At 59.2% G+C, this 23,745-nt stretch carries 18 protein-coding genes and 2 pseudogenes; 10 read left to right on the top strand and 10 right to left on the bottom strand.

The genetic code is table 11. The features are described 5' to 3' along the window. Positions 1-87: 87 nt before the first annotated feature. Positions 88-1,113 (bottom strand): hypothetical protein, encoded by a 1,026-nt coding sequence (locus tag IYY11_RS02020; RefSeq protein ID WP_196402518.1) that lies wholly within the window; start codon positions 1,111-1,113, stop codon positions 88-90. Between the two features lie 387 nt (positions 1,114-1,500). On the opposite strand from IYY11_RS02020, the gene IYY11_RS02015 reads away from it, so the two are divergent. Further along, the gene (locus IYY11_RS02015) at positions 1,501-2,535 is read left to right on the top strand and encodes a transposase (RefSeq protein WP_196402517.1); all 1,035 of its coding nucleotides are present in this window, start codon (positions 1,501-1,503) and stop codon (positions 2,533-2,535) included. Between the two features lie 381 nt (positions 2,536-2,916). On the opposite strand, the pseudogene IYY11_RS02010 reads toward IYY11_RS02015, so the two are convergent. Beyond that, positions 2,917-3,933, bottom strand: a pseudogene (locus tag IYY11_RS02010) (transposase); the annotation flags it as partial. On the opposite strand from IYY11_RS02010, the gene IYY11_RS23180 reads away from it, so the two are divergent. After that, the gene (locus IYY11_RS23180) at positions 3,898-4,839 is read left to right on the top strand and encodes a transposase (protein ID WP_281431659.1); all 942 of its coding nucleotides are present in this window, start codon (positions 3,898-3,900) and stop codon (positions 4,837-4,839) included. The pseudogene IYY11_RS02010 and the gene IYY11_RS23180 overlap by 36 nt on opposite strands. 220 nt (positions 4,840-5,059) lie before the next feature. Here IYY11_RS23180 and IYY11_RS02000 read toward each other — a convergent pair whose 3' ends face one another. Then, the gene (locus tag IYY11_RS02000; RefSeq protein ID WP_196402516.1) at positions 5,060-7,702 is read right to left on the bottom strand and encodes an ankyrin repeat domain-containing protein; all 2,643 of its coding nucleotides are present in this window, start codon (positions 7,700-7,702) and stop codon (positions 5,060-5,062) included. Between the two features lie 636 nt (positions 7,703-8,338). On the opposite strand from IYY11_RS02000, the gene IYY11_RS01995 reads away from it, so the two are divergent. From IYY11_RS01995 to IYY11_RS01975, 5 genes and pseudogenes are all read left to right on the top strand, one after another. After that, complete coding sequence (locus IYY11_RS01995) at positions 8,339-10,183, top strand: hypothetical protein (RefSeq protein ID WP_196402515.1); 1,845 nt, start codon at positions 8,339-8,341, stop codon at positions 10,181-10,183. A gap of 179 nt (positions 10,184-10,362) precedes the next feature. After that, the gene (locus IYY11_RS01990; protein ID WP_196402514.1) at positions 10,363-11,400 is read left to right on the top strand and encodes a hypothetical protein; all 1,038 of its coding nucleotides are present in this window, start codon (positions 10,363-10,365) and stop codon (positions 11,398-11,400) included. A 32-nt stretch (positions 11,401-11,432) separates the two neighbouring features. Continuing rightward, a complete protein-coding gene (locus IYY11_RS01985) occupies positions 11,433-11,891 on the top strand; it encodes a hypothetical protein (protein WP_196402513.1) in 459 nt (152 codons plus the stop codon). Continuing rightward, the gene (locus IYY11_RS01980; RefSeq protein ID WP_196402512.1) at positions 11,888-12,604 is read left to right on the top strand and encodes a M12 family metallopeptidase; all 717 of its coding nucleotides are present in this window, start codon (positions 11,888-11,890) and stop codon (positions 12,602-12,604) included. Before IYY11_RS01985 ends, IYY11_RS01980 begins: the two co-directional genes overlap by 4 nt. Before the next feature lie 592 nt (positions 12,605-13,196). After that, positions 13,197-13,613 (top strand): annotated as a pseudogene (locus tag IYY11_RS01975) (IS21 family transposase); the annotation flags it as partial. Positions 13,614-13,692: 79 nt separating this feature from the next. Here IYY11_RS01975 and IYY11_RS23590 read toward each other — a convergent pair. From IYY11_RS23590 to IYY11_RS22655, 4 genes are read right to left on the bottom strand one after another with little or no spacing between them, the layout of a single operon-like run. Further along, the gene (locus IYY11_RS23590) at positions 13,693-14,577 is read right to left on the bottom strand and encodes a TniQ family protein (RefSeq protein ID WP_196402511.1); all 885 of its coding nucleotides are present in this window, start codon (positions 14,575-14,577) and stop codon (positions 13,693-13,695) included. Then, a complete protein-coding gene (locus tag IYY11_RS01965) occupies positions 14,561-15,313 on the bottom strand; it encodes a TniB family NTP-binding protein (RefSeq protein WP_281431660.1) in 753 nt (250 codons plus the stop codon). Before IYY11_RS01965 ends, IYY11_RS23590 begins: the two co-directional genes overlap by 17 nt. Positions 15,314-15,325: 12 nt before the next feature. Continuing rightward, positions 15,326-15,454, bottom strand: a complete 129-nt coding sequence (locus IYY11_RS22660; RefSeq protein WP_246719566.1) for a TniB family NTP-binding protein — start codon at positions 15,452-15,454, stop codon at positions 15,326-15,328. Beyond that, the gene (locus tag IYY11_RS22655; RefSeq protein ID WP_246719565.1) at positions 15,423-15,929 is read right to left on the bottom strand and encodes a Mu transposase C-terminal domain-containing protein; all 507 of its coding nucleotides are present in this window, start codon (positions 15,927-15,929) and stop codon (positions 15,423-15,425) included. The genes IYY11_RS22660 and IYY11_RS22655 overlap by 32 nt, the downstream gene beginning before the upstream one ends. A 35-nt stretch (positions 15,930-15,964) precedes the next feature. Between IYY11_RS22655 and IYY11_RS23585 the strand changes: the two genes are divergently transcribed. Further along, positions 15,965-16,618: a hypothetical protein gene (locus tag IYY11_RS23585; protein WP_409455209.1), complete on the top strand. Its 654-nt coding sequence runs from the start codon at positions 15,965-15,967 to the stop codon at positions 16,616-16,618. A gap of 278 nt (positions 16,619-16,896) precedes the next feature. Here the strand turns inward: IYY11_RS23585 and IYY11_RS22645 are convergent, their stop codons facing one another. Then, positions 16,897-17,076: a hypothetical protein gene (locus tag IYY11_RS22645; RefSeq protein WP_246719564.1), complete on the bottom strand. Its 180-nt coding sequence runs from the start codon at positions 17,074-17,076 to the stop codon at positions 16,897-16,899. Between the two features lie 1,211 nt (positions 17,077-18,287). Here IYY11_RS22645 and IYY11_RS01955 point away from each other — a divergent pair. Then, positions 18,288-19,619, top strand: coding sequence for a YCF48-related protein (locus tag IYY11_RS01955; protein ID WP_196402510.1), 1,332 nt, complete (start codon positions 18,288-18,290; stop codon positions 19,617-19,619). A 53-nt stretch (positions 19,620-19,672) separates the two neighbouring features. After that, on the top strand, positions 19,673-21,802 hold the full coding sequence (locus IYY11_RS01950; RefSeq protein ID WP_196402509.1) for a ferritin-like domain-containing protein: 2,130 nt from the start codon (positions 19,673-19,675) through the stop codon (positions 21,800-21,802). Between the two features lie 433 nt (positions 21,803-22,235). Here the strand turns inward: IYY11_RS01950 and IYY11_RS01945 are convergent, their stop codons facing one another. Next, the gene (locus IYY11_RS01945) at positions 22,236-23,156 is read right to left on the bottom strand and encodes a thermonuclease family protein (RefSeq protein ID WP_196402508.1); all 921 of its coding nucleotides are present in this window, start codon (positions 23,154-23,156) and stop codon (positions 22,236-22,238) included. A 61-nt stretch (positions 23,157-23,217) separates the two neighbouring features. After that, on the bottom strand, positions 23,218-23,745 hold a 528-nt coding region (locus tag IYY11_RS01940; RefSeq protein WP_409455208.1), incomplete at its 5' end, for a transposase.

The following is a 23,745-nucleotide window of genomic DNA, read 5'->3' as shown; positions in this document are numbered from 1 at the left end:
TTATGGGGAGGCTTTCGAAAAAGCGGTGGATCTTTGCATGAGCGACGCCGCAAAAGGACTGTTGGCAATATTACGGCGCCGCGCGGTTCATCGCGGCGTGTCCGGCTCCTGCATCGACTGTCCATTCAGACTGCGCCGCACCGCAGCGGAGGCGGGATAGGAAATGCGTCTTGCATCGGCTATCGAACCGAGCGGCCGGTTCTCATACAGCGTCCGCCACGGCGAGAATGCGAGGCCTTCGCCATAGGCGGCCTGACCCGCTTCATCAATGTCCTGCGCGGGAATGTCCAATCGGGCGACCGTGACGAATGGGGATATCGTCTCCTCCCAGCGTTCGGTCGCCCGATCCACAGGCGTTACGCTGTCGTCGACGAACGCCTGCGCTTCGATCAGGAAGCTGGCGGCGCCGGCCAAGAGCCGCTTTTTCAGATCTTCGGCGAGATAGTCTGGAGACGGGCCAGGCGCCGGCGTCTCGACCGGGTGCGCGGGGACGACGCAATATTTTACGATGGCGTTACCCAACGCGTAGGGCAGCGTGCTGGAATAGCGCGCCGCCACCAGACTCCTTTCTTCCCTCGCCATCTCCTTCAGGATCAACAGCGACCGCTTGTGAACGGCGGTGAACGCTTCGGTTTCTTCTGGTGAGGAAATCGCAGCCATGTCGCGCGCATTGTCGACGAAGAAGATATCGCTGTTTTGAAATATCAGATCCGCAGTCGAGGCGAGCGGATTGTCGGTCGCAAGCGTGGGGCCATCGACGCCGAACAGTTTGAGGGCGAAGCCGAGCGTACTGTTCTCGTGATCCGGCGTGTCGGGGGGAGCGTCGCTCGACCAGCGCATCCACACGTCATATGGGCCGCCCGCCCAAAGCCCGACGCGAAACGTCGCCGGACAGGCATTCAGGACGGTTAGCTTTCCTTTCGCGACGCCGTGTTGCTTTCTAAAGACAGCGCGCTCGGCTGGCTTTTCACCATTTTCGATCCGCTTCTTTTGAAATTTGTCGATGAAGGAGGCGCGGATGTCCTCAATGGGCTCGACAGCAGAACGCGGCGGCGCTGTAGGCGCGGAAGCGGACGTTGCGGCTGACCCTCGAGATTGCAAAAGAGGCGGCATTGAACGTCCTCCCTCAAAAACCTAAAAAAATTTGCTGTCCGACACCCGCGCACCAGAACGTATCGATGAACCTAAGATTATCACACTGCTTGCTTCGAACAAGCGGCAACGGGCGTCGATCGCCAGTTAGCGTAGTCAATCGTTCGGTGAGGACGCTTTTTTTGCCGGTGTCGATTTCGGTTTCAAGATGAGACTCACGATCTTTTGAAAAACAGCGGCTTGGAAAAAATCAGTCTCAGTCCGATTTCGGTTTCAATTGAGACTATATCGGCAAATTTTCGGTTTCAATTGAGATTGATCGACCGGTCGATCGAGAGAGCATGTAAAGTCGTGGGGAGTATGTAAATTTTGGAAGGTTACAATCGCCTCTTTGAGAAAGGCGAGCCTATGCAAAAGCTGGTTTGGCGGGTGAAAATCGTCACTGACCTTGGGGACGGAGCGCCGGAAATCGACGTCGAGGTGGCCCGGCTCGAAAGGGACGAGCTTGCTGTCCCTGAAACGCTGGGTCTTTCGCTCGCCGAAGGGAAACGCCTGGTCGCTGCTATTCAAACGGAAATGGTCCGCGCGCAGGCGGCGACGATGGGCGAGCGCTTTCGTTGCTGTGCGCATTGCGGATCGGACTTGCCCAGCAAAGGATACAGATCCGTCACGTTTCGATCCCTGTTCGGCGACGTGCCGCTTCGAGTTCGTCGTTTCGCAAACTGCCAATGTCGTGTAAGCGCGGGTGAACCGAGAAGTTTTTCGGCGCTGACGCTCGAAGGCGGCCTAGCGCCGGAACTCGCCTATGTGACCGCCAAATTCGCCGCGCTCGCGCCGTTTGCGAAGGTGGTGGATCTGCTTGCAGAATTGCTGCCCGTCGGTGGCGCCGTCAATGGCTGCACGGTGCGCAATCGAACCCGCCGTGTCGGCGAGCGTATCGCGCGGCTGCGGCCCGAGGGAGAGGCAGATCCAGACATTGACGCGGTTACTCCCGCAGTCGTGATCGGCCTCGATGGCGGCTATCTGCGCAGCCGTCATCGTCGCCCCGAACGGAATTTCGAAGTGATCGCGGGTAAGGTGCTCAATCTCGATGGCTCCCAGCACCGTTTCGCTTTTGCACGCAACGGCAATTCCGCGAGCGAATTTGCCAACGCGGTTGTGAGTGCTGGCGTCCGTCTCGGCACGCCGGCGACGGTGCTGTGCGATGGCGACTCTGGACTTTGGAAGTTGCAGCGTCAGGTCATGCCAGAGGCGACACTCGTCCTCGACTGGTTTCATATCGCGATGCGTTTCGAACACGCCTTGCAGGCGGCGCGTGGCCTTGGAGCCGAGACATCCAGCGACTACCTGCAAGGCCATCCAATCCATGAACTCGAAAGAGCCAAGTGGAGACTCTGGCACGGTCGTTCAAGCGCGCATGTTTTGGGCGCTTGGCGCGGCTGACTCATTGGATTGACGCCGCTCATGTCAGAGACGTCAGAGGCGCGCCCGCAATTCGGCGACACATCAACGATCTGATCGAGTATCTTTACGTCAGTGAACTTGCGCTCGTGAACTACGGGCGGCGGCGCCGTGATCGGCTTCCGATTTCAACCGCCTTTGTCGAAAGCGCCGTCAACGAAATCCTGTCAAAGCGCATGATCAAAAAACAGCAGATGCGATGGAATAGATGGACCGTGCAGCCGTTCCTCGACGTCCGTGTTGCCGTTCTCAACAAAGCACTCGCCGGTTCGTTCAGGCGCCTTTATCCAGATTTCCGACTAGACAACGAAACCGATCCCGTTCGTCTTGCAGCGTGACGAACCCCACAATCTTGCATGCTCTCAGGATGACGGCGGAGACGACGAGATTGAGGCCAAAAGCCCGGTAGCGCTGATTTTCGAAGGTGCGGTCGCGGATCTCGCCGAGGCGATGAAAGAACACCGCCCTGGCGAGCGCGTTGCGCGCCTCTCCCTTGTTGAGCCCGGCGTTTGTTCGCCGTCTTAGAGCGGGGTCGCTGATCCAATCGAGGGTGAAGAGCGTACGTTCAAGGCGTCCTATTTCTCGAAGGGTCTTTACCAGCGCATTCTGTTTGGGGTAAGCGGCGAGCCGACGCATCAGAATCGACGGCGCAACCGTCCCAGCTTTAATTGATGCGGCGAGACGCAGTGTCTCATCCCAGTTTTCGGCGATGACACGAAAATCGATAGCGCCACCGATCATCGGATCGAGAGATGCGTAGGTCGCGCGAGGATCCGCGACATAGAGGCGGCGATCGGCAAGATCGCGAATGCGCGGCGCGAATCGAAAGCCCGTGAGATGACAGAGGCCGAACACGTGATCGAGGGCGCCCGCCGTGTCCGTATAGTGCTCTCGGATATCCAGCGAGCATTCGTGGTGAAGCAACCCGTCCAGAATATGCGCGGCCTCGCTGGCGTTGGCGGCGATGACCTTGGTGTGAAAAGGCGCATAGCGATCGGAGATGTGCGTGTAGAATTTTACGCCTGGCTCCGAGCCATATTTGGCGTTGTAGTCGGCGCGCGCCTCACCATGGCCGCCTGCCTTGAAAAATTGTCCGTCCGACGATGACGCGCCGCCATCGCCCCAGACCCTTGTGAAGGGCTGCGCGTGGATCGCTTCGGTCAGGCATGCCAGCGCCGCCTGATATGTTTCGTCGCGAACATGCCATTCTGCGATCCAGAGCAATTTTGAATGGCTGAATATTTTGGTGCTTCGCGCCATTCGGGCGAGGCCGAGATTGGTCGCGTCGGCGAGCAATGCCGTCATCAGCCCGATATTTTCGTTTGGCGGCGCGCCGCTGCGAAGATGGCCGAAGCGCTCGGCGAATCCCGTCCAGCCATTGTCCAGGCGCAACTCGGCCGTGCGGCGGAATTTTCCGCACGTCCATTGCTACCGGCGGAAGGTGGAGAGGTTGCCAGCGTGAGAGACAAGCACGGCGGCTCTGAGCACCGCCGCCTCACCAGAGTGGCGAACGAGCGTTCAAGGCGAGCGGTTTTCGATCGGGTTCGTGTGCTACACAAGGAGGGTCGAAATGGGATCGACATCGCGCGACAGACGGGGTTCGATCGCCGCACGGTCGGGAAATGGATCCGAGCCGAAGCGCCTCCTGAACGGAGCGCCGCCGCGCCGAAGACGACATCTCCGCGGCATTTCGAAGATTATTTATCACGCCGCTGGTCAGAAGGTTGCGTGCGCGGCCGTCGCCTATTCCAGGAGATCAGAGCACGCGGTTACACAGGCAGTTTTTCAAATCTCGAACGTCTACTGGCGAAATGGCGCAATCCGAAACGCCGAGCGGCAAGGGCTGCACCGATTGTTCCAAGGCCGCAGCCTCTCAATCCCGCCACCGGACGCTCGATCTCGCCGATTGTTGCCGCGGGGCTCTGTATCAAGCCGCGTGGGCTGTTGAACTCCAATGAGGCTGCAAAAGTCGATGCGATGAAGAAGGACTGGCCAGAGTTCGCGACAATGCGTCAACTCGCCATGCGATTCAGGGGCATGTTTAAATGCAAGAGCGTTGGCAAGCTCGGCGCCTGGCTGAGAGACGCCCAGAAATCGGGCCTCTACGCCATGCAACGTTTTTCTCGCACGCTACAGAGAGACATCGAAGCCGTCAGGAGTGCGATCACTGAGCCTTGGAGCAACGGCCAGACAGAAGGACAGATCAATCGCCTGAAAGCACTCAAACGAACGATGTATGGACGAGCGGGACCAGAACTCCTCCGGGCCCGCCTGCTTCCTGTGTAGCGGTCACTGCAACAGAAAGTGAGGAAGAACCCGTATCATGGCTTTTCTGATTCGGAATCGGAAATTCTCACGCCAAGATGGCTCCGGACATACGGGACCTTGCCGAAGGGATCGTCCCTGCCGTCAAGCCACAATTTGGCCATGTTAGCTCGAAATGGACCAATGCCGAGAGGTATGACATAAAGATAGCCATTTTTCGAGTCGTGCAGATACAGAAACCTCAACGCCCGGCTATTGTGAGGATGAGATTATATACGTCAACATGACCACCACGTAGCGCTGCCGATAGTGGGGTTTCGCCGGACGATGCGACGGGAGCGGCCTGCGCACCTTCCTCTATCAACAGTTGAACATTATGGTATCTCCCTTCCCGCGCTGCAATCAGGAGCGGTGTCTCGCCATTATTACATCGAGACTTAACATCGCCTCCGGCCTCTATCAGCCGTTCAAGAATGCCGTATTCTGGCGACGCAGCGGCAGGAAATAGGACCGTCCTGCCGTAATTATCTCTGACATTCGGGTCGGCGCCTTCATTGAGGAGCCGGTCCACTTTTTCAATAGCATCGATACTCGACCGGACAGCGTATGTAAGAGCGGTTCGCCCCTCTCGATCCTGTCGGTCGATTGGCCCTCCTCGCGGAAGAAATGTGCCGAACAATGCGCTTGTGGCGTAAGAGGCCGCTGACATAAGCGTGGTCTGCCCCTCGGAATCTGCTGACGTGGCGCACGGTTCGAAGAGCCTGTTGGCGACTTTCGGAGAAACCCATGGATAGATCCCAGCAAGAATCGCCGGCCGACCCTGCCGATCTATGTGCTCGACCGATGCGCCGGCATCGAGGAGAACTTCAACCGTTCGTTCGAATTCCTCCAGTCCGCGGAGCGCCGAGATTCGGAGGCGCAGACAGTGTCCCAGTGCTGAGCTGCCTTGAGCCGAGGGGCCCTGGACATCAGCGCCCGCTCGTAGCAGAGCATCGACAACCGACCACATCCAGCATTCAGCGGCAAGATGAAGCGCGCACATTCCGTGAAGGTCGACAGCGGTTGGCGAGGCACCGTTGGTGAGCGCCGCAAGTGCGTCCTTTTCCTCTCCTGCGTGCAAGGCTCCAAAGAGGACCGCGTTTGGGTGCGGACTAATCCCTTGGTGTCCGTACCATTCAACCAGCGAGTTGCATCCAGTCATCGCTGCATGATCGACCGCTCGATAATCGGAGAAATCCGCCTGATGAGGATCGCACCCCTCGGAAATTAGTAGGGAAGCCATTATTTCATCACGCGCCCACATCAAGGCGGTGCTGCCCTTCTCGTCGACATCGAGTGCTTGTGCGCCCCGAGCTAGCAACATCCGGGCGATATCAACGTCTCCGCGCTCTGCAAAACGGTGCAATGCGGTCGAGCCCCATTTGTCTTTGCGCTGAGGATCTGCGCCGAGACTAAGCAATGTCTCAATACACCGCTTTCCCGCAGCGAGATCCCATGGCGAAGAAAAATCAAGCCAATAAGCGAATCGGAACAGTGGTGCCGGCTCTTCCTCGTTCGCTGCGTTGGGATCAGCACCCTTCAAAATCAAAGCACGCACCGTCGCATCGTCCCGCCTGTTGCAGGCCCGTGCCAAGGCAGCTCGGGCAAGGGACGGATCCTGGAAATCCGCCATCGCGTTGAGCAAGATCGGCCGCGTATGGCGACCGGCATAATCGAGAGGAAGACGCTCGGCGTGGTCTGTTCGCAGCGGCGCAGCGCCTTGTCGGAGGAGGAGACGCACCGTCTCGACGGCATCCGCCTCTGCTGCGATGTGCAACGGCGTCCGTCCTGAGCTGTCCACCGCTTCAACGTCGGCACCCATTGCCACCAACTGACGAACGATGCGGATCCCGGTCGCCGCACCTTGATGCAGGGCGCTTCCGCCCGCTACCCACAATGCGCTTTCGTCGGTTTCCACCGGCTCGCCGGGCGTTTGGGGTAAGGTAATGTCAAGGTCCACAACGCGATTGCCGAGGCGTCGGAGAAGCTCGTTCCGACCGGTTCGAGCCGCCCAACACATCATCCATATTGCGACATCCTTGTTTCGCCATGCGCCGCGAGAGACAAGTTCACTCCAACGCGATGAGTGATGGGTCTCACGTGCATCCGCCCTCATCGCCTGCGCAGCGAGAGTCCTTCCCTGCAAATCCAAAACATCCGCAGGCACACCGCTAAGGATCAAGGCAGTGAGTGCGATCCGATTTCCAGCCGTTAGTGCGTCATGGGCAAGACGACCCATAGTGCGCTCAGAGACTCCCGCTTCTCCTAACGCGCTTAGCACTCCAACGTACGGATCATCTGCTTCAACAGACGCGGCAAGCGAGAGGCCTTTCAGCGCCACATCAGCGGGAGTGAGGCCATCGGCGGTCCTTACATTGGACGATAACCCCGCGCGCAACAGGAGCCTCACGCCTTCGACGTTCCCCGCCTCGCACTCGGAAATAAGAGACTCCCGCGATACCGAAATCGCCTGAGCCGAGAGCTTTGCACGCGCCTCCGCCGCGATTGGATCGAGATAGGGGTCGTCGCCGCCATAGACCTGAGTGGCCCAATCCGGGCCGAGGAATTGTCGCAACGAAAGAGGGTCACGCCGCAAGCGATCGAAGAGCTCTTCCGGACCCCAAACTTCATAGTGCAGCCCCAACCCGCGGAAGCGCTCTTGCTCGGTGCGAATGGCAGCAACAAGCACTTCCGCGTGCAGGTTTGTGGCTGCAGTCGCCAGTATGAAGCGACCGACTCGGAAGCCATCCCAACGTGAGTTGAAGTGATCCAAGAAATCCTGGGACCAACCGACAATGTCCTCCTGGGTTGCGCGCACCCATGCCTTTGCCTGAAGCACAGTCACGCGGTCTTCATCGCGATGGTACGCCAGTGCGTCGATCCCGTATTGGGGGCGCCCGCGCTGCCCAAATAGCGAGGATCTAATGAACCGCGAATCCAAGGCTAGCAGTCTTACGGCCATACGTTCAAATGCACCGGATGCTTCGCTCATCTCATGGAAGGGTGGTGGCCGACTCCTGTCGATGCGAAGAGGGATACCTTCTTTGCCAACGCTTAGCCGCTCGCCTGGCATTTTTCGCCTGGGGCCGTTGTTGTACCTTCTAGGTTCACGTCGGTTGTCGCCCAATTGCGCTCCCTACTCGATAAACAGGCGGCCGTTCGGACTTGATTCGATCGTCTGCCGCGAGATGTCGAATAAGCTTCAACTGCCGAACATATCTTGATTTCTTCAGGCGTCTACCTGTCCCTAACGCATATTCGCAACCCTCTCCCAGCATTTCCTTCTCGCCCAAGCGGCGCAGAAAGTCATAAGACAAGGGTTATTCAGCAGCCTGCTGGTGTGCACTCGGCCCGATCGACAAATTGCCCTGTACGTCTCAGCAAAAACTATTGTCACAATCGATAATTTAGATAAGCTCTGCCGGTCTTTCCCAGAAATCAAACTGCCGCTTCTTCATTCCGACTGAGTTAGGAAATTGCCATGCTCGACATCCCGAGGCCGACCTTTAGGCCGTTACGGATCTATGCGACCGATCCGGCTCGCGGCTACAAGGCGGCTCGCACGGCGACGATCACAGTAGAAAATGAAGAACTCAGCGCGGGGCCGATCGGCGCGCGTCTCGAGGTCGTCGACTATGACGCCGAGCGTGACCTATTCTACGACGCTGTCAATCTCAACGATCCGTCAATCCTCATGCAATCTGGCCTACCCCCGTCCGAGGCTGATCCGCACTTTCACCAGCAGATGGTCTATGCGATCGCATCGCGCACGCTGACTAATTTCGATCGCGCGCTGGGCCGCCGCGTCTCACTCCGGAAGGGCGAGTTCCGCCACAAGCTTCGATTGCTGCCGCACGCCTTCGAAGGCGAAAACGCCTTTTACGATCATGACCTAAACGCGATCCTGTTCGGCTATTTCACAGCGGATCCGGCCGCGCCTGGCCCTAATATCCCCAACCAGACGATTTTCACCTGTCTCAGCCACGACATCATCGTGCACGAGATGACGCATGCGATCGTCGATCACCTTCGTCGCTACTTCCTCGAGCCGTCGAACGTCGACGTGCTGGCATTCCACGAGGGCTTCTCCGACTTAGTTGCGCTCTTGCAACATTTCTCCTACCGCGATCTCCTGATTGACGAGATTCGTGTCGGTCGCGGGGATATCCTCGACGGCTCGCTGCTCGTTAATCTCGCGAAGCAGTTCGGCGAGGCGACCGGCACCGGCAAGGCGCTCCGCTCGGCGATCGACACCGCGACGCCTGATCCCAGGCGCTACGGCAATCTGACCGAGCCGCATGCGCGTGGCGCGATCCTGGTCGCTGCGGTATTCGATGGGTTCCTCACAACGTTCCGCTCGCGGATCGCCGATCTGGTGCGGATCGCGACGGGCGGCAGCGGTAGGCTTCCGCCGGGCGAGCTCCATCCTGATCTCGTGGCTCGCATCGCAAGCGAGGCCGCACAGACCGCGCAACGACAGCTCAATATGTGCATTCGCGCGTTCGACTATCTGCCACCGGTCGATATCACCTTCGGCGACTATTTGCGCGCGCTAGTGACGGCGGATTTCGAGCTCGACCCTGACGACGCATGGGGTCAGCGTGCGGCGCTCATCGAGGGTTTCCGGCGGCGCGGCATTTATCCCGAGGGTGCCACCTCGCTCGCGGAAGAGTCGCTACGTTGGCCGGCCGCTGAGCCAGGCGCCGCGCCGATGGTCGACAGCCTCAGCACGATCCTGCCGCAGCTCCTACAGCGCGAGGCCGCACGGTTCACCAAGGTCTCAAGCGATCCAGGCATCGCCAAGCAGTCGCGCGAACGGCCGCCATCGCTCAGCGAGGACCTTAACGAAAGCAATGCGAGCGAAACCGTGAAAACGATGCGGGAGGCGCTTGTCTCCTATGCCCAAAACAACAGCGCGGCGCTGAAGCTCACTGGTCGCCCGGATGTCTGGGTGTCGGCGTTCAACGCAGTGTTTCGGGTCGCGCCTTCGGGTGCACTCCAGATCGAGCTGGTCGCGCAGTTTGTCGAGACCGACAAGACGACCAGCGACGACCCCGAGTTCGGCGGGGTCCCGGTGCGAGGCGGCACGACTGCGATTATCGGGGTCGACGGCCATGTGCGCTATATCATCGCCAAGCCCTTACCCTCTCCGACGCTTGATCAGGCCGGCAAAGCGCGTGCCGATGCACGGGTCGCCGGGCAACGCGCCTTCGTCGAGCAGTTGGACGGTGCCGATGCGCGCACCAACTATTTGGATCGATCCGATTACGGCCAGCGAATGGCGGCGCGGATGAATCTTCGCGCGCTGCACGAGGGGGCCGAGTGATGCAGCGCACGATCCGTATGTACAAGGTCGGCTTCGGCGACTGTTTCCTGCTCGGCTTTCACGATGGAGGCTCCAGCGCCTATGTCCTTATCGACTGCGGGACGATCACTGAGAAGAGGGCGCAGCTCGATAAGATCGTCACCGACATTGTCGCGGAATCGAAGAGCAAGCTCGCGCTGGTGATCGCGACGCACCGGCACAAGGATCATGTTTGGGGCTTCGACGACCCGCGCTGGGCCGATGTCGAGGTCGGCGAGGTTTGGATGCCCTGGACGGAGGATCCGAACGATCCGCGCGCGACGCAGATCCGCGATCGCCAGTCTGCGCTGGCGCTGGCACTCGCAGACGAGCCGAGCGACCGCAATCCACTGGAACGCACGCCTGCACGCGAAAGCAATAACGACGCGCAAGAGCGCGGCCTCAAGGCGATGGCGCTTAACGGGCTCACGAATGAAAAGGCGATGGCTACGCTCCACAAAGGTTTTGCCGGTACTCCACTGCGCCACTTCCTACCGCTTAAAGACAAAATCGGCGAAGCGCGTACGGTCGCGGGCTTGTCAGGCGTGACCTTCCATGTGCTGGGTCCGACACACGACGAAAAGGCGCTTGCCAGCATGGATCCGCCTGAAGGTGCTGGCTATCTCAGGTGGCCGACGCGGATACCTAAGCGCCAGATCGGACCGCCCTTCCCCACGCGCTATCTGATCACCCAACCGGATTATGTCCCTCGGACCAACGAAGGCCGCGAGACCTTCCGCGTCGAAGAACGGGCGACGGTCAGGAAGGCTCTCGAACAGCCGTCGGGGGTGCTTGCAGCAGCGCTCGACAAGGCGATCAACAATACAAGCTTGGTAATCGTGATCGAGGTCGCCGGCCAGTTCATGCTGTTCCCCGGTGACGCGCAATGGGGCTCGTGGCAGGCGATCATGGCCCATCCCAAGGGTCGCACACTGCTCGAAAAGGTCGAAGTTCTCAAAGTGGGGCATCATGGAAGCCACAATGCGACACCACGCGCGCTGATCGAGGAGATCCTAGTCAAGCAACAAACCGCGTTGTTCTCGACGAAACCGGTCAAGCAATGGCCGAACATTCCGCGCGAGAAGTTGCTCGAAGCGCTTGATACGCGCCATGCGAAGATCGCGCGTACTGACCAAGAGCCTGCAAATGGAAACGGATTCCGCGTTTCGAAGGGACTTTACATCGAATGGACGGCGTGATGGCCCCAGTCCGTGCGTGAGAGGAAGAGATCATGAACAGTGCTGACTGGGTCATCTTCCTGATGCTCTCAATGAGCGTGACCTGTTTCCTCCTCTATGTGCTGCAGAGTATGGGGTGCTTCTCGCCCAAGCCCGTCGAGCCGGCCAAGGTAATCGTCGAGAAGGCGCGCGGGCTCAGCCCGGCGACGGTGCCCGAAATGACCGAACTTCTGAGGGCAACCGCAGCGCGTACCGATAGCCTGGGCAAGATCGGGCCGACGCTCACCTCGCTGATCGGCGCGATCCTGTTCGCGGCAATCGCGGCGCTGGCGACGATGCGCTGTCCGGGACCGACCCCAAGCCCCCGCCGGCGCCGAAGACCTCGCCGACGCCTGCGCCGACCAACACGAGCAAGATCACCACTCCGCCTGATAAAGCCCAGCAGTGACGATCGTGTGCGAGGGCCAGACGCCGCCCCAACGCGATGTGAAGCAAAAAGGAAAACACCATGACGATCCGCCTTACGTGTATGCCGCGACGCCTGCCGGATCATATCATTGACGAACTGGTCCGGACTGGTGTCGCCGCCAATCGCGCCACGCTTTCCGTGCTGGTGCCGCGGCGTTGGCCGGCCGGGGGCGTGCGGCTGACGGTCGGGTTCCTCGACGGCGCGCCGGCCGATCTTCGCGCGCATGTCGTTTCCCACATGAACGCCTGGGCCAAGACCGCTAACGTCTCGTTCGTCGAGACGCAGGGCCAGGCACAGGTCCGGATCTCGCGCGAAGGCGGTGACGAAGGCGGCTATTGGTCCTATCTCGGGACGGACATTCTCCACATCGCCAAGAACGCGCCGACGATGAACCTTGAAGGGTTCACTATGCAGACGAGCGAAGACGAATTCAGACGCGTTGTGCGGCACGAGACGGGGCACACGCTTGGCTTCCCGCACGAGCACATGCGCCGTGATCTGGTTGCGCTGATCAATCGCGAGAAGGCGATCGACTATTTCGGGCGAACGCAAGGCTGGACCCGCGCAGAGGTTGAGCAGCAGGTGCTGACGCCAATCGAGGAAAGCTCACTCCTGGGGACGCCGCGCGCCGACAGCAACTCGATCATGTGCTACGAGATCCCCGGTGAGGTCACCCAATCCGGGGATCCGATAGTAGGCGGCGTTGACATCGACGAACTCGACTATGAGTTTGCGGCCTCCGTTTATCCGAAATGAGCGGCGGCGTGATCACCAGCTCCTTCACACCGGTCCCCGCGCGATAAGCCTCCAGGGCGACGATCGGCGTGGGGCCCCCCGCCCCTAGTGACAGATTGGGAATGCCAGTCACGCAAGGCGCTCGCCTTCTTCCCGATTAACTCTTACTACGTGCTGAAGTGATCCGAAAATTCGCAGCGCGAGAAAGGAAAAAGTTCTACACGTATTCGAATCGACGCGCACCCATTCCTTTAGCAATGGTTCCGGGACCCGTGTCAGGAGCCATTTTGGCGTGACAATACGCATTTCAGAAAATCAATGGCTTAGTCATAGCCATTATGCTTGGTGTCGATTTCGGTTTCAAAGTGAGACTGAAGGATACCCGGTGTGTTTTTTCTGCTGATTCCGCTTGATGGCGCCCTAAAACGAGATGAAGGCGCCCACCCGTTACGGAATGATGGCGCCCCCCGATTCCGAGATGATGCCGCCCCCTGCAACGGAATGATCCCGTCCGGGTGATTTCGTGCAGTGGCTCACCGCCGCCGTTGGCCTGATCAAGTCGCTCCTTTGGCAATCCAAGGGGGAGCGATTCATGCCAGCGGAGCGGATTACGATGCGCCAGGCGCGCGAGATTATTCGGCTGAAGACCGCGTCGGTTTCAGCGCACGAGATTTCCCGGCGTCTCGGCATGCCGCGTTCCGGTTCGGGAAGCGCTCGAACGCGCGGAGGGCGCCGGGCTCTCCTGGCCGCTGCCGGAGGGAAGAACGACGCCGCGCTGGAGGCGGCGCTTTACGCCAACCGGCGCAGCAAGCGCGGTCACCGGCGCGTCGAAGAGCCGGACTGGGCAAACGTGCATCGCGAGCTGAAGCGCAAGCACGTCACCCTGATGATCCTGTGGGACGAATACATCGCTGAGAACCCCGGCGGCTATCGCTATTCGCGCTTTTGCGAACTGTATCGCGCCTTCGCGAGGACGTTGTCCGTCACCATGCGGCAGACCCACGCCGCCGGCGAGCGCCTGTGTCAGGATCCATCTTGGCTTGAGAATATTCGATATCGAATAAAAAAAGCCGTTAAACGTGAGAATATCGACCTTCATATTCTCACGTTTAATGGCTTTCCCTCGGGATTTGGGCATCGAGACGAGCGGTCTCGCATAGGCGCTCGAAGGCTCTTCGCCCTCGCAGGATCGTCTCATCTCGAACAGCGTTGAGGATGGCGGGATTGGCGATCGCTCGCGAAAGGCCCGCCAAGAGCGCCGGCCGGAACGAGATCGGAAGAGCTGCAACGGCGGCATGATTGATCCTGCGCTTGATTGGCCGCGCAAGATTGTCGAATTCGGGAAATATCGTGCCGAGCGCCCATCCGGCTGCAGGGTCACGGCCATTCGCACCGCATGGCCGCCACGTGTGCACGAGCAGTGCGCGCATGAGCGCGATCGGCGAATAATCGAACGAGTTATCGCCGTGAAGGAAACGCTCGACGATCGTCTCGCCAGCAACAGCTTCCTTCCACACATCCGCGAAGGGGCTCGTGTCGCGCAATGTTTCGCCGGTATCGGGACGCTCGCTCGTATCCGACAAAGGCGCGCCGCAAGCGGGGCAGGTGACGCGCCAGGCTTTTCGCCAATGCTTCGGGACCGCGCCGGACGCTCCGTCGCGCGCGTGCCGATCTGCGCAGGGTCGGCAAATTTGCGGTGCTCGGTTGCGGCAAATTAATTCAGCGCAACCTGCTGGCGTATCAATGAACGTCATCGCGATAAGGGCGAGCGGATCGCATCGGAGTTTTTCAGATAAGCGCGCAACCTGCGCCAATCCCAGCCGATAGTCGAGAAGCGAGAGATTGCGTGTGCCGGGCATCAACCAGTTGGCGAAAAACGGTCCCGAGATACCATAGTAGGTCGCGTGCCTAGCCAACCACGACGAAAGCAGCTCGTCGTCTACGGGCTTTAGCACCACGGGCAGGGGCCTATGAGCATCATCGTCGTCGATCATTGGAAAGTCGCCTCGTCTTCCCCACGGGTTTGTAGCGCTCCAGCGCTTCGTCGGTAATCCGCTCTTCGCCAGTTTCGATAGCTTCGATCGCTGCGTCATTGAGCATGAGGAATATACTTGAGCTGACTCCACCGCTGACCAACAGAATGCGCCGCAAGCCTTTCACCGTCAGAACGCTTGGTTCTTTCAGTGGAAGGTTGCGCACGATGGCTAGGACGAGTTGCTCGAACTCTTTGTCCGCTATCCACCGCGGTAATGAAATGGAGTCAAAGCGTCGCGCCAATTGCACGTCGCTATTGATCGCCTGGCGGGCTTCCATGATCCCAAAACAAACCAGAGACAGTTTCAGTTCGTTGCTCAAATAGCGCAGCGTGTTGAAGACGACGCGCTGTTCGCGCCAGGACGCCGCGAGCACATTATGGATCTCGTCCAAAACCAACACTTGAACGCCGAGGTCGTCCAGCAGGCGGACCGTGGTCCTTACGAGTTCGACGATTGTAGCGCGTGGGTTCAGTGGCGCGCCCAGTACAGCAAGAATTTGCGCGAAGAGACGGCGCTCATTCGGCCGTCCCGCCAGTTCGACAACCAACAATTTTGCCTTCGGTCCGTGTGGCTTTTCGCGGGCGCTCAGCGTGTAGTCGTCTTTGAACTTTTCCACCAGCATGGATTTGCCCATGCCGCTGTCGCCATAAACAGCCAGAGACGGCATCCGCGTTGTCCGCGGATGCTTGAGCAGGGCGTTCAGATGTCACAGTATCTCAAGCGCTTTGGGATAGGCGATCCACCGCTTCGAGCGGATAAAATAGATACGCTCGTCGATGCTCTCGGCCAAAACGGCGACGGCGTCATCCGTCAGATGGTCGGGTGTTCCGGTCACGCTGTCGCTCCACGAGTTCCAACACAGTTGGTATGCGCGAGTCGATGCCGCTCATCGAGCCGAAATTTGCCTCATCCCCGCTTTTTGTGCTGACCGGCGCCTTTCGTGCGGCGGCGGTCTTGGCGATGGCTTCGTCGATCAGTTTGCGTTGCGTTAGTGCAGTCTTGGTGATCTGCTCGTCGTTTCGCTCCCTGCGGCCTTTTCCGCCCAGCGCTTTCCTCGCTTGTTTCCACTCCCGCAGGCTGATGGCGGGGAAACCGAGAGGTCGCGCGCGAGCTTCTAAAAAGCGACCGTCGGGATGTTGAACGAATATTCGTGAAACATCTCGTGGATCAAATTTAACGAGAAGCTCGCCCTTCGTGCGTCCAACTTGGCCAGAGAGCGCGTTTGACCAATAGCGAATATCGTGGAGCCATATCCCGTCCGGCCTGAGCGTTCGATGTGCGTCGGGCAGGAATGACACCCAAAACGCCATTCGGTCTTGGGCATGCGCAAAGCCAGCGAAGCCTCATGTTCGCGCCATACGGCGATCGGCGGGCGGAGCAGGGCGCTGTGAATTTCCTCGTTGTAGCGCCCGGCGATCTCCCAACCCAACGCGCACTCGAATTCGCGGAACGTCATCGCCGCGAAGTGTTCCGATTTGTTGCCTTGGCGGGCTGTTGGATTGGCGAAAGTCGAGCCAGGATAAAAATGCACGCGCCCCATCATCGTGCCAATCAGGCGCTCAATGTGCCCGCCATAATGAGGAGCGCCGACGGGCCGCAAGATGAGCTTAATGCCTTCTTCGCGGCACGCCCATGCAAAAGCATGGCTGCGGAAATCAGCGCCATTGTCTGCATGCACGGCCTCGGGCAACCCCGCGGCCGGCCAAGACGCGTCGATCTCGCGCTCCTTCAACCATGCGCTCTTGTCGTAAACCGCGTTCAACATGCGGAGGCCGAGCGAGACGCGCGACGGCTTGTCCATCGACAAATGAAAACCAACGACCATGCGCGTGAACACGTCGACGGTGAGCGTCAACCAGGTTCGCCTTTTCATTGTTTCCCTTGTCGTTACATCGACCAGGAAAACATCGACCTCTGTGTGATCAATCTGCACGACTTCAAGCGGTCGCGATGCCACATACTGACCCGGCACGGCCTTTGTGGCTTTGACGGCCTTTAAGTCTTTGCGTTTTAGAGCGACGGCGCGCCGATCGATTCGATCGACGCCCCCCTTGATCGTCCGGCGGTCAGGAAGCGGCAAGCCTTTTTGCGCGCACCGCGCTCGCACTTGCTCGATCAGATACGTCATGGTCGGGCGTTCGGGCTGCAGATAAATCTCGTGTATCGTCGTAGCGATGAGCTTCTCTCGCTTGGGGTCCAACACGAGCGTATCTTTTCGTCGCCCCAGCGCGCGCGGTTCGACCGATGACACGGTGCCCTTGGCTCGATAGGCTGCGATCAAACGATAATCGTTGATCGGCTGACGCCCAATTCCTGCGCGATTTCATCGACGGCGCCGATCGACAGTCTTTTCTCGTCGTACCGCTTCAGCAGGCTCCGGATTGCTTCCTCGCGCCGGCAGCCTTCTTCTCTGCGCCGAAAAGCCTCGTCGTCTTCGGGAGCGTCGCTTTCGCCCATTGCTGCCTACCGGATTTCTCAAAAAGGTTGCGGCTTCAAATTCTCAAATTAAACGGCTTTTGCAAGCCATATTGTCAAATTAAATGGATATTCTGAAGCATGATGGCTTCGATTAAATTATTGATTTTCCTCAAAACACATTCTCAAGCCAAAGGGGCTCCCGACACCGGCGAAAGCTTACGCCGCGCGCGCGGCAAACAAGCCAAATCGGCTTGACCGAAATCCAGAGGCGGGTGAGACAGATCATGTCGGTCAACGACTGCGCCCGGGTAGGATCATTCCAGCACAAGGCGGCGCCATTATCCCGGAATCCCCGCGCGGCATTATCCCGTTACAGACTAGCACTTTCGTCGGAATCCGCAGTTCGATCCAGGCGTCGAGCTCCGCTCCGGCTTTCTTCTGGATCATCACAATAAAAGGCAGGCGTGGGGTTCATCGGCGAACCCCCTGACGCGATTGCACTGCCTCGTGCACAACGCGCATCGCGTAGAACTCGTCGGCGAGAGCCTACGCCGCGCCCGCGGAGAACACGCCAAAACGGCCTGACCAAAAACAATCGAAGGTGAGGCAAATCTCGCCGGTCAATGAACGCGGCGCCCGGACGGGATCATCTCGTAAGAGGGGGGCGCCATTATCCTGGAGTTCCCGGACGGTGTTATCCCGTTAAAGACGGGCGCCTTCGCCCGCAATGAGGACTTGCCAAACGTCGTTGAGCGGAGCAAATTTATAGCTTGAAATGGTTTCATTGAGTATTTGAGGCAGAGCATCAGAAGAAGTGTTTTTGAATGAAACAACCTGCTCGATGCGATCAAAAGTCGGTCGATTGACATCAGCAGAGACCAAGATAGACCGCGGCACAGCCAAACCAGGCGGCGTCGCGTAGTGTAAGGAGTCGACGGAGCCAAGAGCGTCCTTCCGAGGTCCGATTCCCACCGAGTTATTGTATCGATGAAGAACGAGAAGTGCAGCGACCACATTACGCGCTGGCAGATCGTACGGAAACTGAGACTTGCTGTGCCGGAAGAATTGGCCGCGACCGTCAACGCGAGATGTCTAACCGGGCCGCGTGGCTCCCGCTCAAGTGAATTTATTGGGCAGAGACCGGGATTTTTTTTGATCTAGCCAGCCACCATGATCGCTTAGTGGGCATCGTGTAAGTGGGTATCGATCACGGAAGGATCATTGTGAGCAGGTGTATTGGAGAGTCTGTGATGCCGAAATCATTCGAAAACTTTTCCTGGCGTCGAACACACGCCCCCGGTTCAACGACTCGCGGTTACAGAACCGACGACGTCTGGTTTGCCGACGCCACGACGGGTTGGGCCGTCAACAGTGAAGGCAATATCATCAAGACCGTCGACGGCGGCGATAGCTGGGTCGTACAGGCAGGATTCGAGGATGTCTATCTCAGGTCCGTCGGCTTTGCCGATAAGATGATCGGATGGGTCGGGACGCTGACGCCGACGCAAAGGCTGTTGCACACCAAAGATGGCGGCGCGAGCTGGAGCCTGGTCGCGAATCTTCCCGCAGGCGCGCCTCCCGCGATTTGCGGTCTGAGCGTCGTCGACGCCAACACGATTTATGCATCGGGCACGAACTTTCCTGACCAGCCGACCGCCGTTATCAAGACGACGGATGGCGGGGCGTCCTGGACAGCGATCGATATGTCGGCGCACGCCGCGATCCTCGTCGATATCTATTTTAAGAATGCGCTCGAAGGTTGGGTTGTCGGCGGACGCGACGACGTCGGACGACCGATGGCGGAGCGGGTGCGCGATGACGTTAAGCCCGTGGTGCTGCATACGACGGATGGCGGCGCGACATGGACGGATCGCATCCCCCGCTCCATGCGGCGATTTTTTCCGCGCGGCGAATGGGGCTGGAAGATTCAGGCGCTCGACGAGGAGATGATGTTCGTTTCGCTGGAAAACATGTTGGACGGCGCCATCCTGCGCAGTGATGACGGCGGTCTAAGCTGGCGCCGAATCCCGATCAACGATCGTCAGCGCAATGCCAATCTGGAAGGAATTGGATTCCTCGACCGAGATCGCGGTTGGGTTGGCGGCTGGGGAGATGTCAATTTCACCGGCGGCTTCACCAGCGCGACCGTCGATGGCGGGAAGAATTGGGACAACGCCAATCAGGTCGGTTTCCGGCTCAATCGCTTTCGCTTTATCGGCAAGCCGGTCGCCGTCGCTTATGCGAGCGGCGACACCGTTTACAAATTCACGGACCAACCTGCGCCCGCTGTCGTAGCGGCTGCGGTCGCCGCGCCGGAGGACGGGCTGCTGCGGTCCAAGACTGCGGTCGATATCGAAACGAATGTTCCCGAGGGCGCGCGGCGGCTTAAGATCAATATTTGGGATCGTTTCGGCAGGCATGTGAATGTGCTCGCAAACGAGATTCCGCCGGCTGCGGGCGCGAGACGATTCAACTGGAACTTTTGCGGCATGGGCGGCGAGGCGTTGCCGGCGGGCGCCTACATTGTGCGCATTACGATCGATGGCCTCTCGCAGAGTCTCATCGCATACAAGGCCGATTGATGAACATCGAAAAACGAAAGCCGTTCTTTCATCGTTGAAATCGGAGACGCCCGATGCCGATCAACAGCAGAGTGAATTTGCGCGCGTTCGAGCGCGCGGTTGGTAGCGTGGGGGCGCCCTCCGAGCGTCTAGCGACAAACGAGGCCGTCGTCGCGCCGTCCCCTGACGGCGGTGCGCCTCTGCTTCTCGGCCCGAAGATGCGGCCCCGCGACGAGGCGATTTTCTGGTTGTCGGCGGCCGCCGAAATCGAACATGCGTTGATGGCGCAATATCTTTTCGCCGCCTACTCCATCGACCCCGAATCGCTGCCGGCGGAGAATGGCGTCCGGCGTGACGCCATCGCAATCAGAAATCGGATTCATCAGATTAGCCGCGAGGAAATGGGACATCTCATTACGGTGCAGAATCTCCTGCATATTGTCGGCGGACCCCTGCATTTCGGCCGACAATATTCGCCATTCGAGGAGGCGATACAGCCTTTTCGCTATCGTCTGGAGCCTATTACGCTCGATTCGCTCTCAAAATATGTGATCGCCGAAAGCCCGAACCGCCCGCTCAGCGAAATTATTCTGCGGGCGGACCCGACCGCCGACGCTCTCATCAAACAAAAAATCGAAAACGAAATCGCGCCGCGCGCCAAGCGCAGCAATGGTGACGTCCTGCTTTGGCATGTGGGGGCGGTATTCAAAAGACTGAGGGAACTGTTTGCGTCGGAACTCGCGGATCAGGATTTTCGCGTCGGCCGATCCGGGCTGCAGGCGAGATGGTCCGATTGGGGCTATGAGGCACCGTCCGGGACTAATGGCGGCGTTGTGCTGGTCGAGTCGATCGAGGGGCAGACTCCGGCCGAGCTCAGGAGCCGCGCCGTCGAAGCGATCGCCAAGATTGGTGAGCAGGGCGAGGCCTTCGACGGCGACGGAGCCGGAGAGGAATCTCATTTCGAGAGATTTTTGTTGAGCTATGAGCAGATCGAGAAGCTCGAGCAGACCTTAGGCCGACCCGTCTCTCTCCCGATCGCGCCCAATCCAAACACCACTCCCGCGCCGCCGAAGACGGAGAATATCGCGCTCGCGATGGGACAGGATCATCTCGATGCCGGCCGCATCACCAATGCGCGCGCCCTGCGCTGGGCGGAATTGTTCAATCTGCGTTATCGGATCTTGCTCGGCTGCCTGCAGCATTCGCTTTTGCTCGATGCGCCGACATTCGAGGCCGGCGACGGGACGCCGCAGACGTTAGGCGACCGGTCGTCCAAAGGGTGGCTTCAATATTGGGCCTTCGCCGAGATGCGTCGGATCAAGAAGATCGCCGAAAAGCTCGTCGAACTGCGCAAGGACGATCAGGGTGAAGTCCGCGCGGGACCGCCCTTCGAGCTTCCCTATCTGCTGCGGCTGCCGCACACGGACGTGGATCGGTGGGCGGAGCATGCTGACGTTTTCGCCATGACGAAATCTTTCATCGAAGAAGAAATGTTGACCAATGACGAGATCGGCCGCGACTTTCTGGCGTTCGTTGCCGAAACGGATGGCCGCGCCGCGGCGATTTCCGACGCCTTGGCGAAAGGCGCGAGCTTGCCGCCTAAGACACATACAACCGATTTTCACAAAGCCACCCATGTTCTTGACGAGGCTGTACGCGGTTTTCCAGTTCCGCGACCACATCAAGCGTTCTGGCGTGAGGCCACGCGAGACAATCTCGTCAACGATTCGGGAATCGAAGACTTTATCAAACCCGGTGATCCGGATCGATCGAAACTAATCGACCGAATTTCCCGGGATCAATCCGACAGTGGGCGAATGCCGCGTGAGCGGCCGCGAATTGCGCCGGAAAGAATCGATTTTCTCAGAGACTGGATTGTGCGCGGCGCGCCAGACAATGCGCCGCCCAATAAGATAGGCATAGCTGGAGAACCGTCTCCTCAGCGCGAGCCACAGGTAGCGCTTCCGCCGCCGCCCCCACCGGAGAGGCTTTCGTTTGGGCTAAATATTCGTCCCCTGTTCCGCGACAAGGACCGCAACCGCATGTTGTTCCGCTTCGATCTCTTCGTCTACGTCGATGTGAAGCAGAACGCCGCTGACATTCTCGACGCGGTCGAATCAGGACGCATGCCGTGCGATATCCCATGGGACAGTGAGAAGGTCGCCAAGTTCAGGAAATGGATCGACGATGGACTGTTAGAGTGATGTTTCCCCAGAAAAGTGGTCGATAAGTGAACGAGGGCGAAAGTCGCGATTTTTTATAGCTTGGCGCAGCATTCCCCGCCCGTTACCCTGGCCGTGCGGACTTCGGCGAGGTCGACTATGTTGTATCGCTCGACGCACCGCCTCTGTCGTGCGGGCGCAACCGCGGAGAATCTGGTCCATAGCGCATCCCTCCAGCCGCTGGAAAAGATTGCACCATCAAATTCCGGGATCAAACATCTAAGCTGCTTCGAGCCGGCGAACTGACAGCCGGTTTAGGTTCCGAATTTAAGCCCTGAAGCGATGCGCGATCTCGCACGCGCAAGAGCCGCCGCTGTCCAAACGCTGTAGGTGCCGTCAACAGGCGAGCGCTTTCATGCTCCGACACGGTTCCGCGAGGATACTCCACGCCGTCGAACGGATGTGGCGCAGGCAGCTACGACTCGGTGCTCTGCAGGTCGCCACTGACGGGCGCACCGATAACCACCGCAAAGAAGTTGCCCGGGCGCTGCGGCATCGGATCGAACACCAGTTCCTCGGGATCGCGCGTCAGGCGGATGATAGTTGAACCCGGCGCTTGTTCGACGAAGGTATCGAGATGCGTGAAGCTCTGCGAGCGTAGGTCCCAAACCGCGTCCTCCCCGAGCGCGAGTGCCTCGCGGAAGCCGACTGCGGTACCCTTCGCGGCCATGTAGTCACTCAAGCGCCGGAACAGTTTGGGAAGGATTGGGGTCTGATCGATGATCACCGCCATGCTCGTTGCGTTAAGTCCGGCACCTGTCCGGTCATCAGGCCATAAGCCAAGTTTCGCCGCCCGCGCAGACTGAGTGGCGGCTGTGAGTTCGTTACGGAGGTCCGCGAACAGAGATTGATAGTAGGTCGGATAAGCGAGGCCCTCGTTCACCGCCAGATGATTGAAGCTGGCATGCAGAAGATCCCCCCGCAATACGACTTCAGTTCCGTCGGCTTGTTGCGACTCCCCGGCGAAAAGGAATGCGACGGGACGGCCGTACTTGTCCTTGGCCCGACTCAAGATCCAGCCGCGCGTATTGTCGTCTGCGCCGACGATTGTCACCTCCATCGCGTCCCACCGCACATTCCGCACGCCGACGAAATCGAGCAACCGGTCGCGGGCGGCACGCGCCCAGCGGATTGGCTGATGCCGTCCCGCATAATGCGTCTCGAGGGAGTCGATGCCTTCGAGCCGCAGTTGCGCGAATGGTTTCAGCGTCTGCCCGGGCGGTCCGCCGGGAAGCGCATGCATCAATTCCGGAGAATCCGGGAAAAACCGGATCGAGTCCCCGTCAGGAGAAAGACCCACGACGCGAAAAGACCCTTTGATCAGCGTGAATGGCATAAACGCGCCCGCACTTTAAGGGTAGACATTCGATAATCTCCGTAAGCGCCTTTCCGATCACCTATGCGGCGAGGCTTGACGCGGCGACGAAGCTCCACGGCATCAGTTCGTCGATGCGGCTTTGAGGATGTCCGTCGAGAATGGCTTGCAGCGTTTTGGCGATGTAGGCGACGGGATCAAGGTTGTTTAGTTTGCACGTCGCGACGATGGAGGCGAGCAGCGCCCAGTTTTGAGCTCCGACTTCGTGCCCGGCGAATAACGCATTTTTTCGCGTAAGAGCCACGGGTCTGATGGCGTTTTCGACCGGGTTCGTATCCAGCTCGAGGCGGCCGTCCTCCAGGAACCTGGTGAGACCGGCCCAGTGGCTCAACGCGTAGCGGATGTCCGTGGCCAACGTGGAGCCTGACGAGATCAGCGACAGTTGCTTCTCGAACCACGGTTTCAAGGCTTCGACGATGGGCGCGGAAAGTTTCTTACGCGTCGCCAGCCGCGCTTCCGGCGCGTGGCCACGTATGTCGGCTTCGATGACGTAGAGCGTGGCGGACCGCCGTCTCCGCGATCGGGGATTTTGTATTGCGTAGAAGCTTGA

Origin of the sequence: Methylocystis sp. H62 (assembly GCF_015709515.1) — a bacterium.
In the GTDB taxonomy this organism is placed as follows: Bacteria; Pseudomonadota; Alphaproteobacteria; order Rhizobiales; family Beijerinckiaceae; genus Methylocystis.
This window is presented reverse-complemented; position numbering and strand designations above follow the sequence as displayed.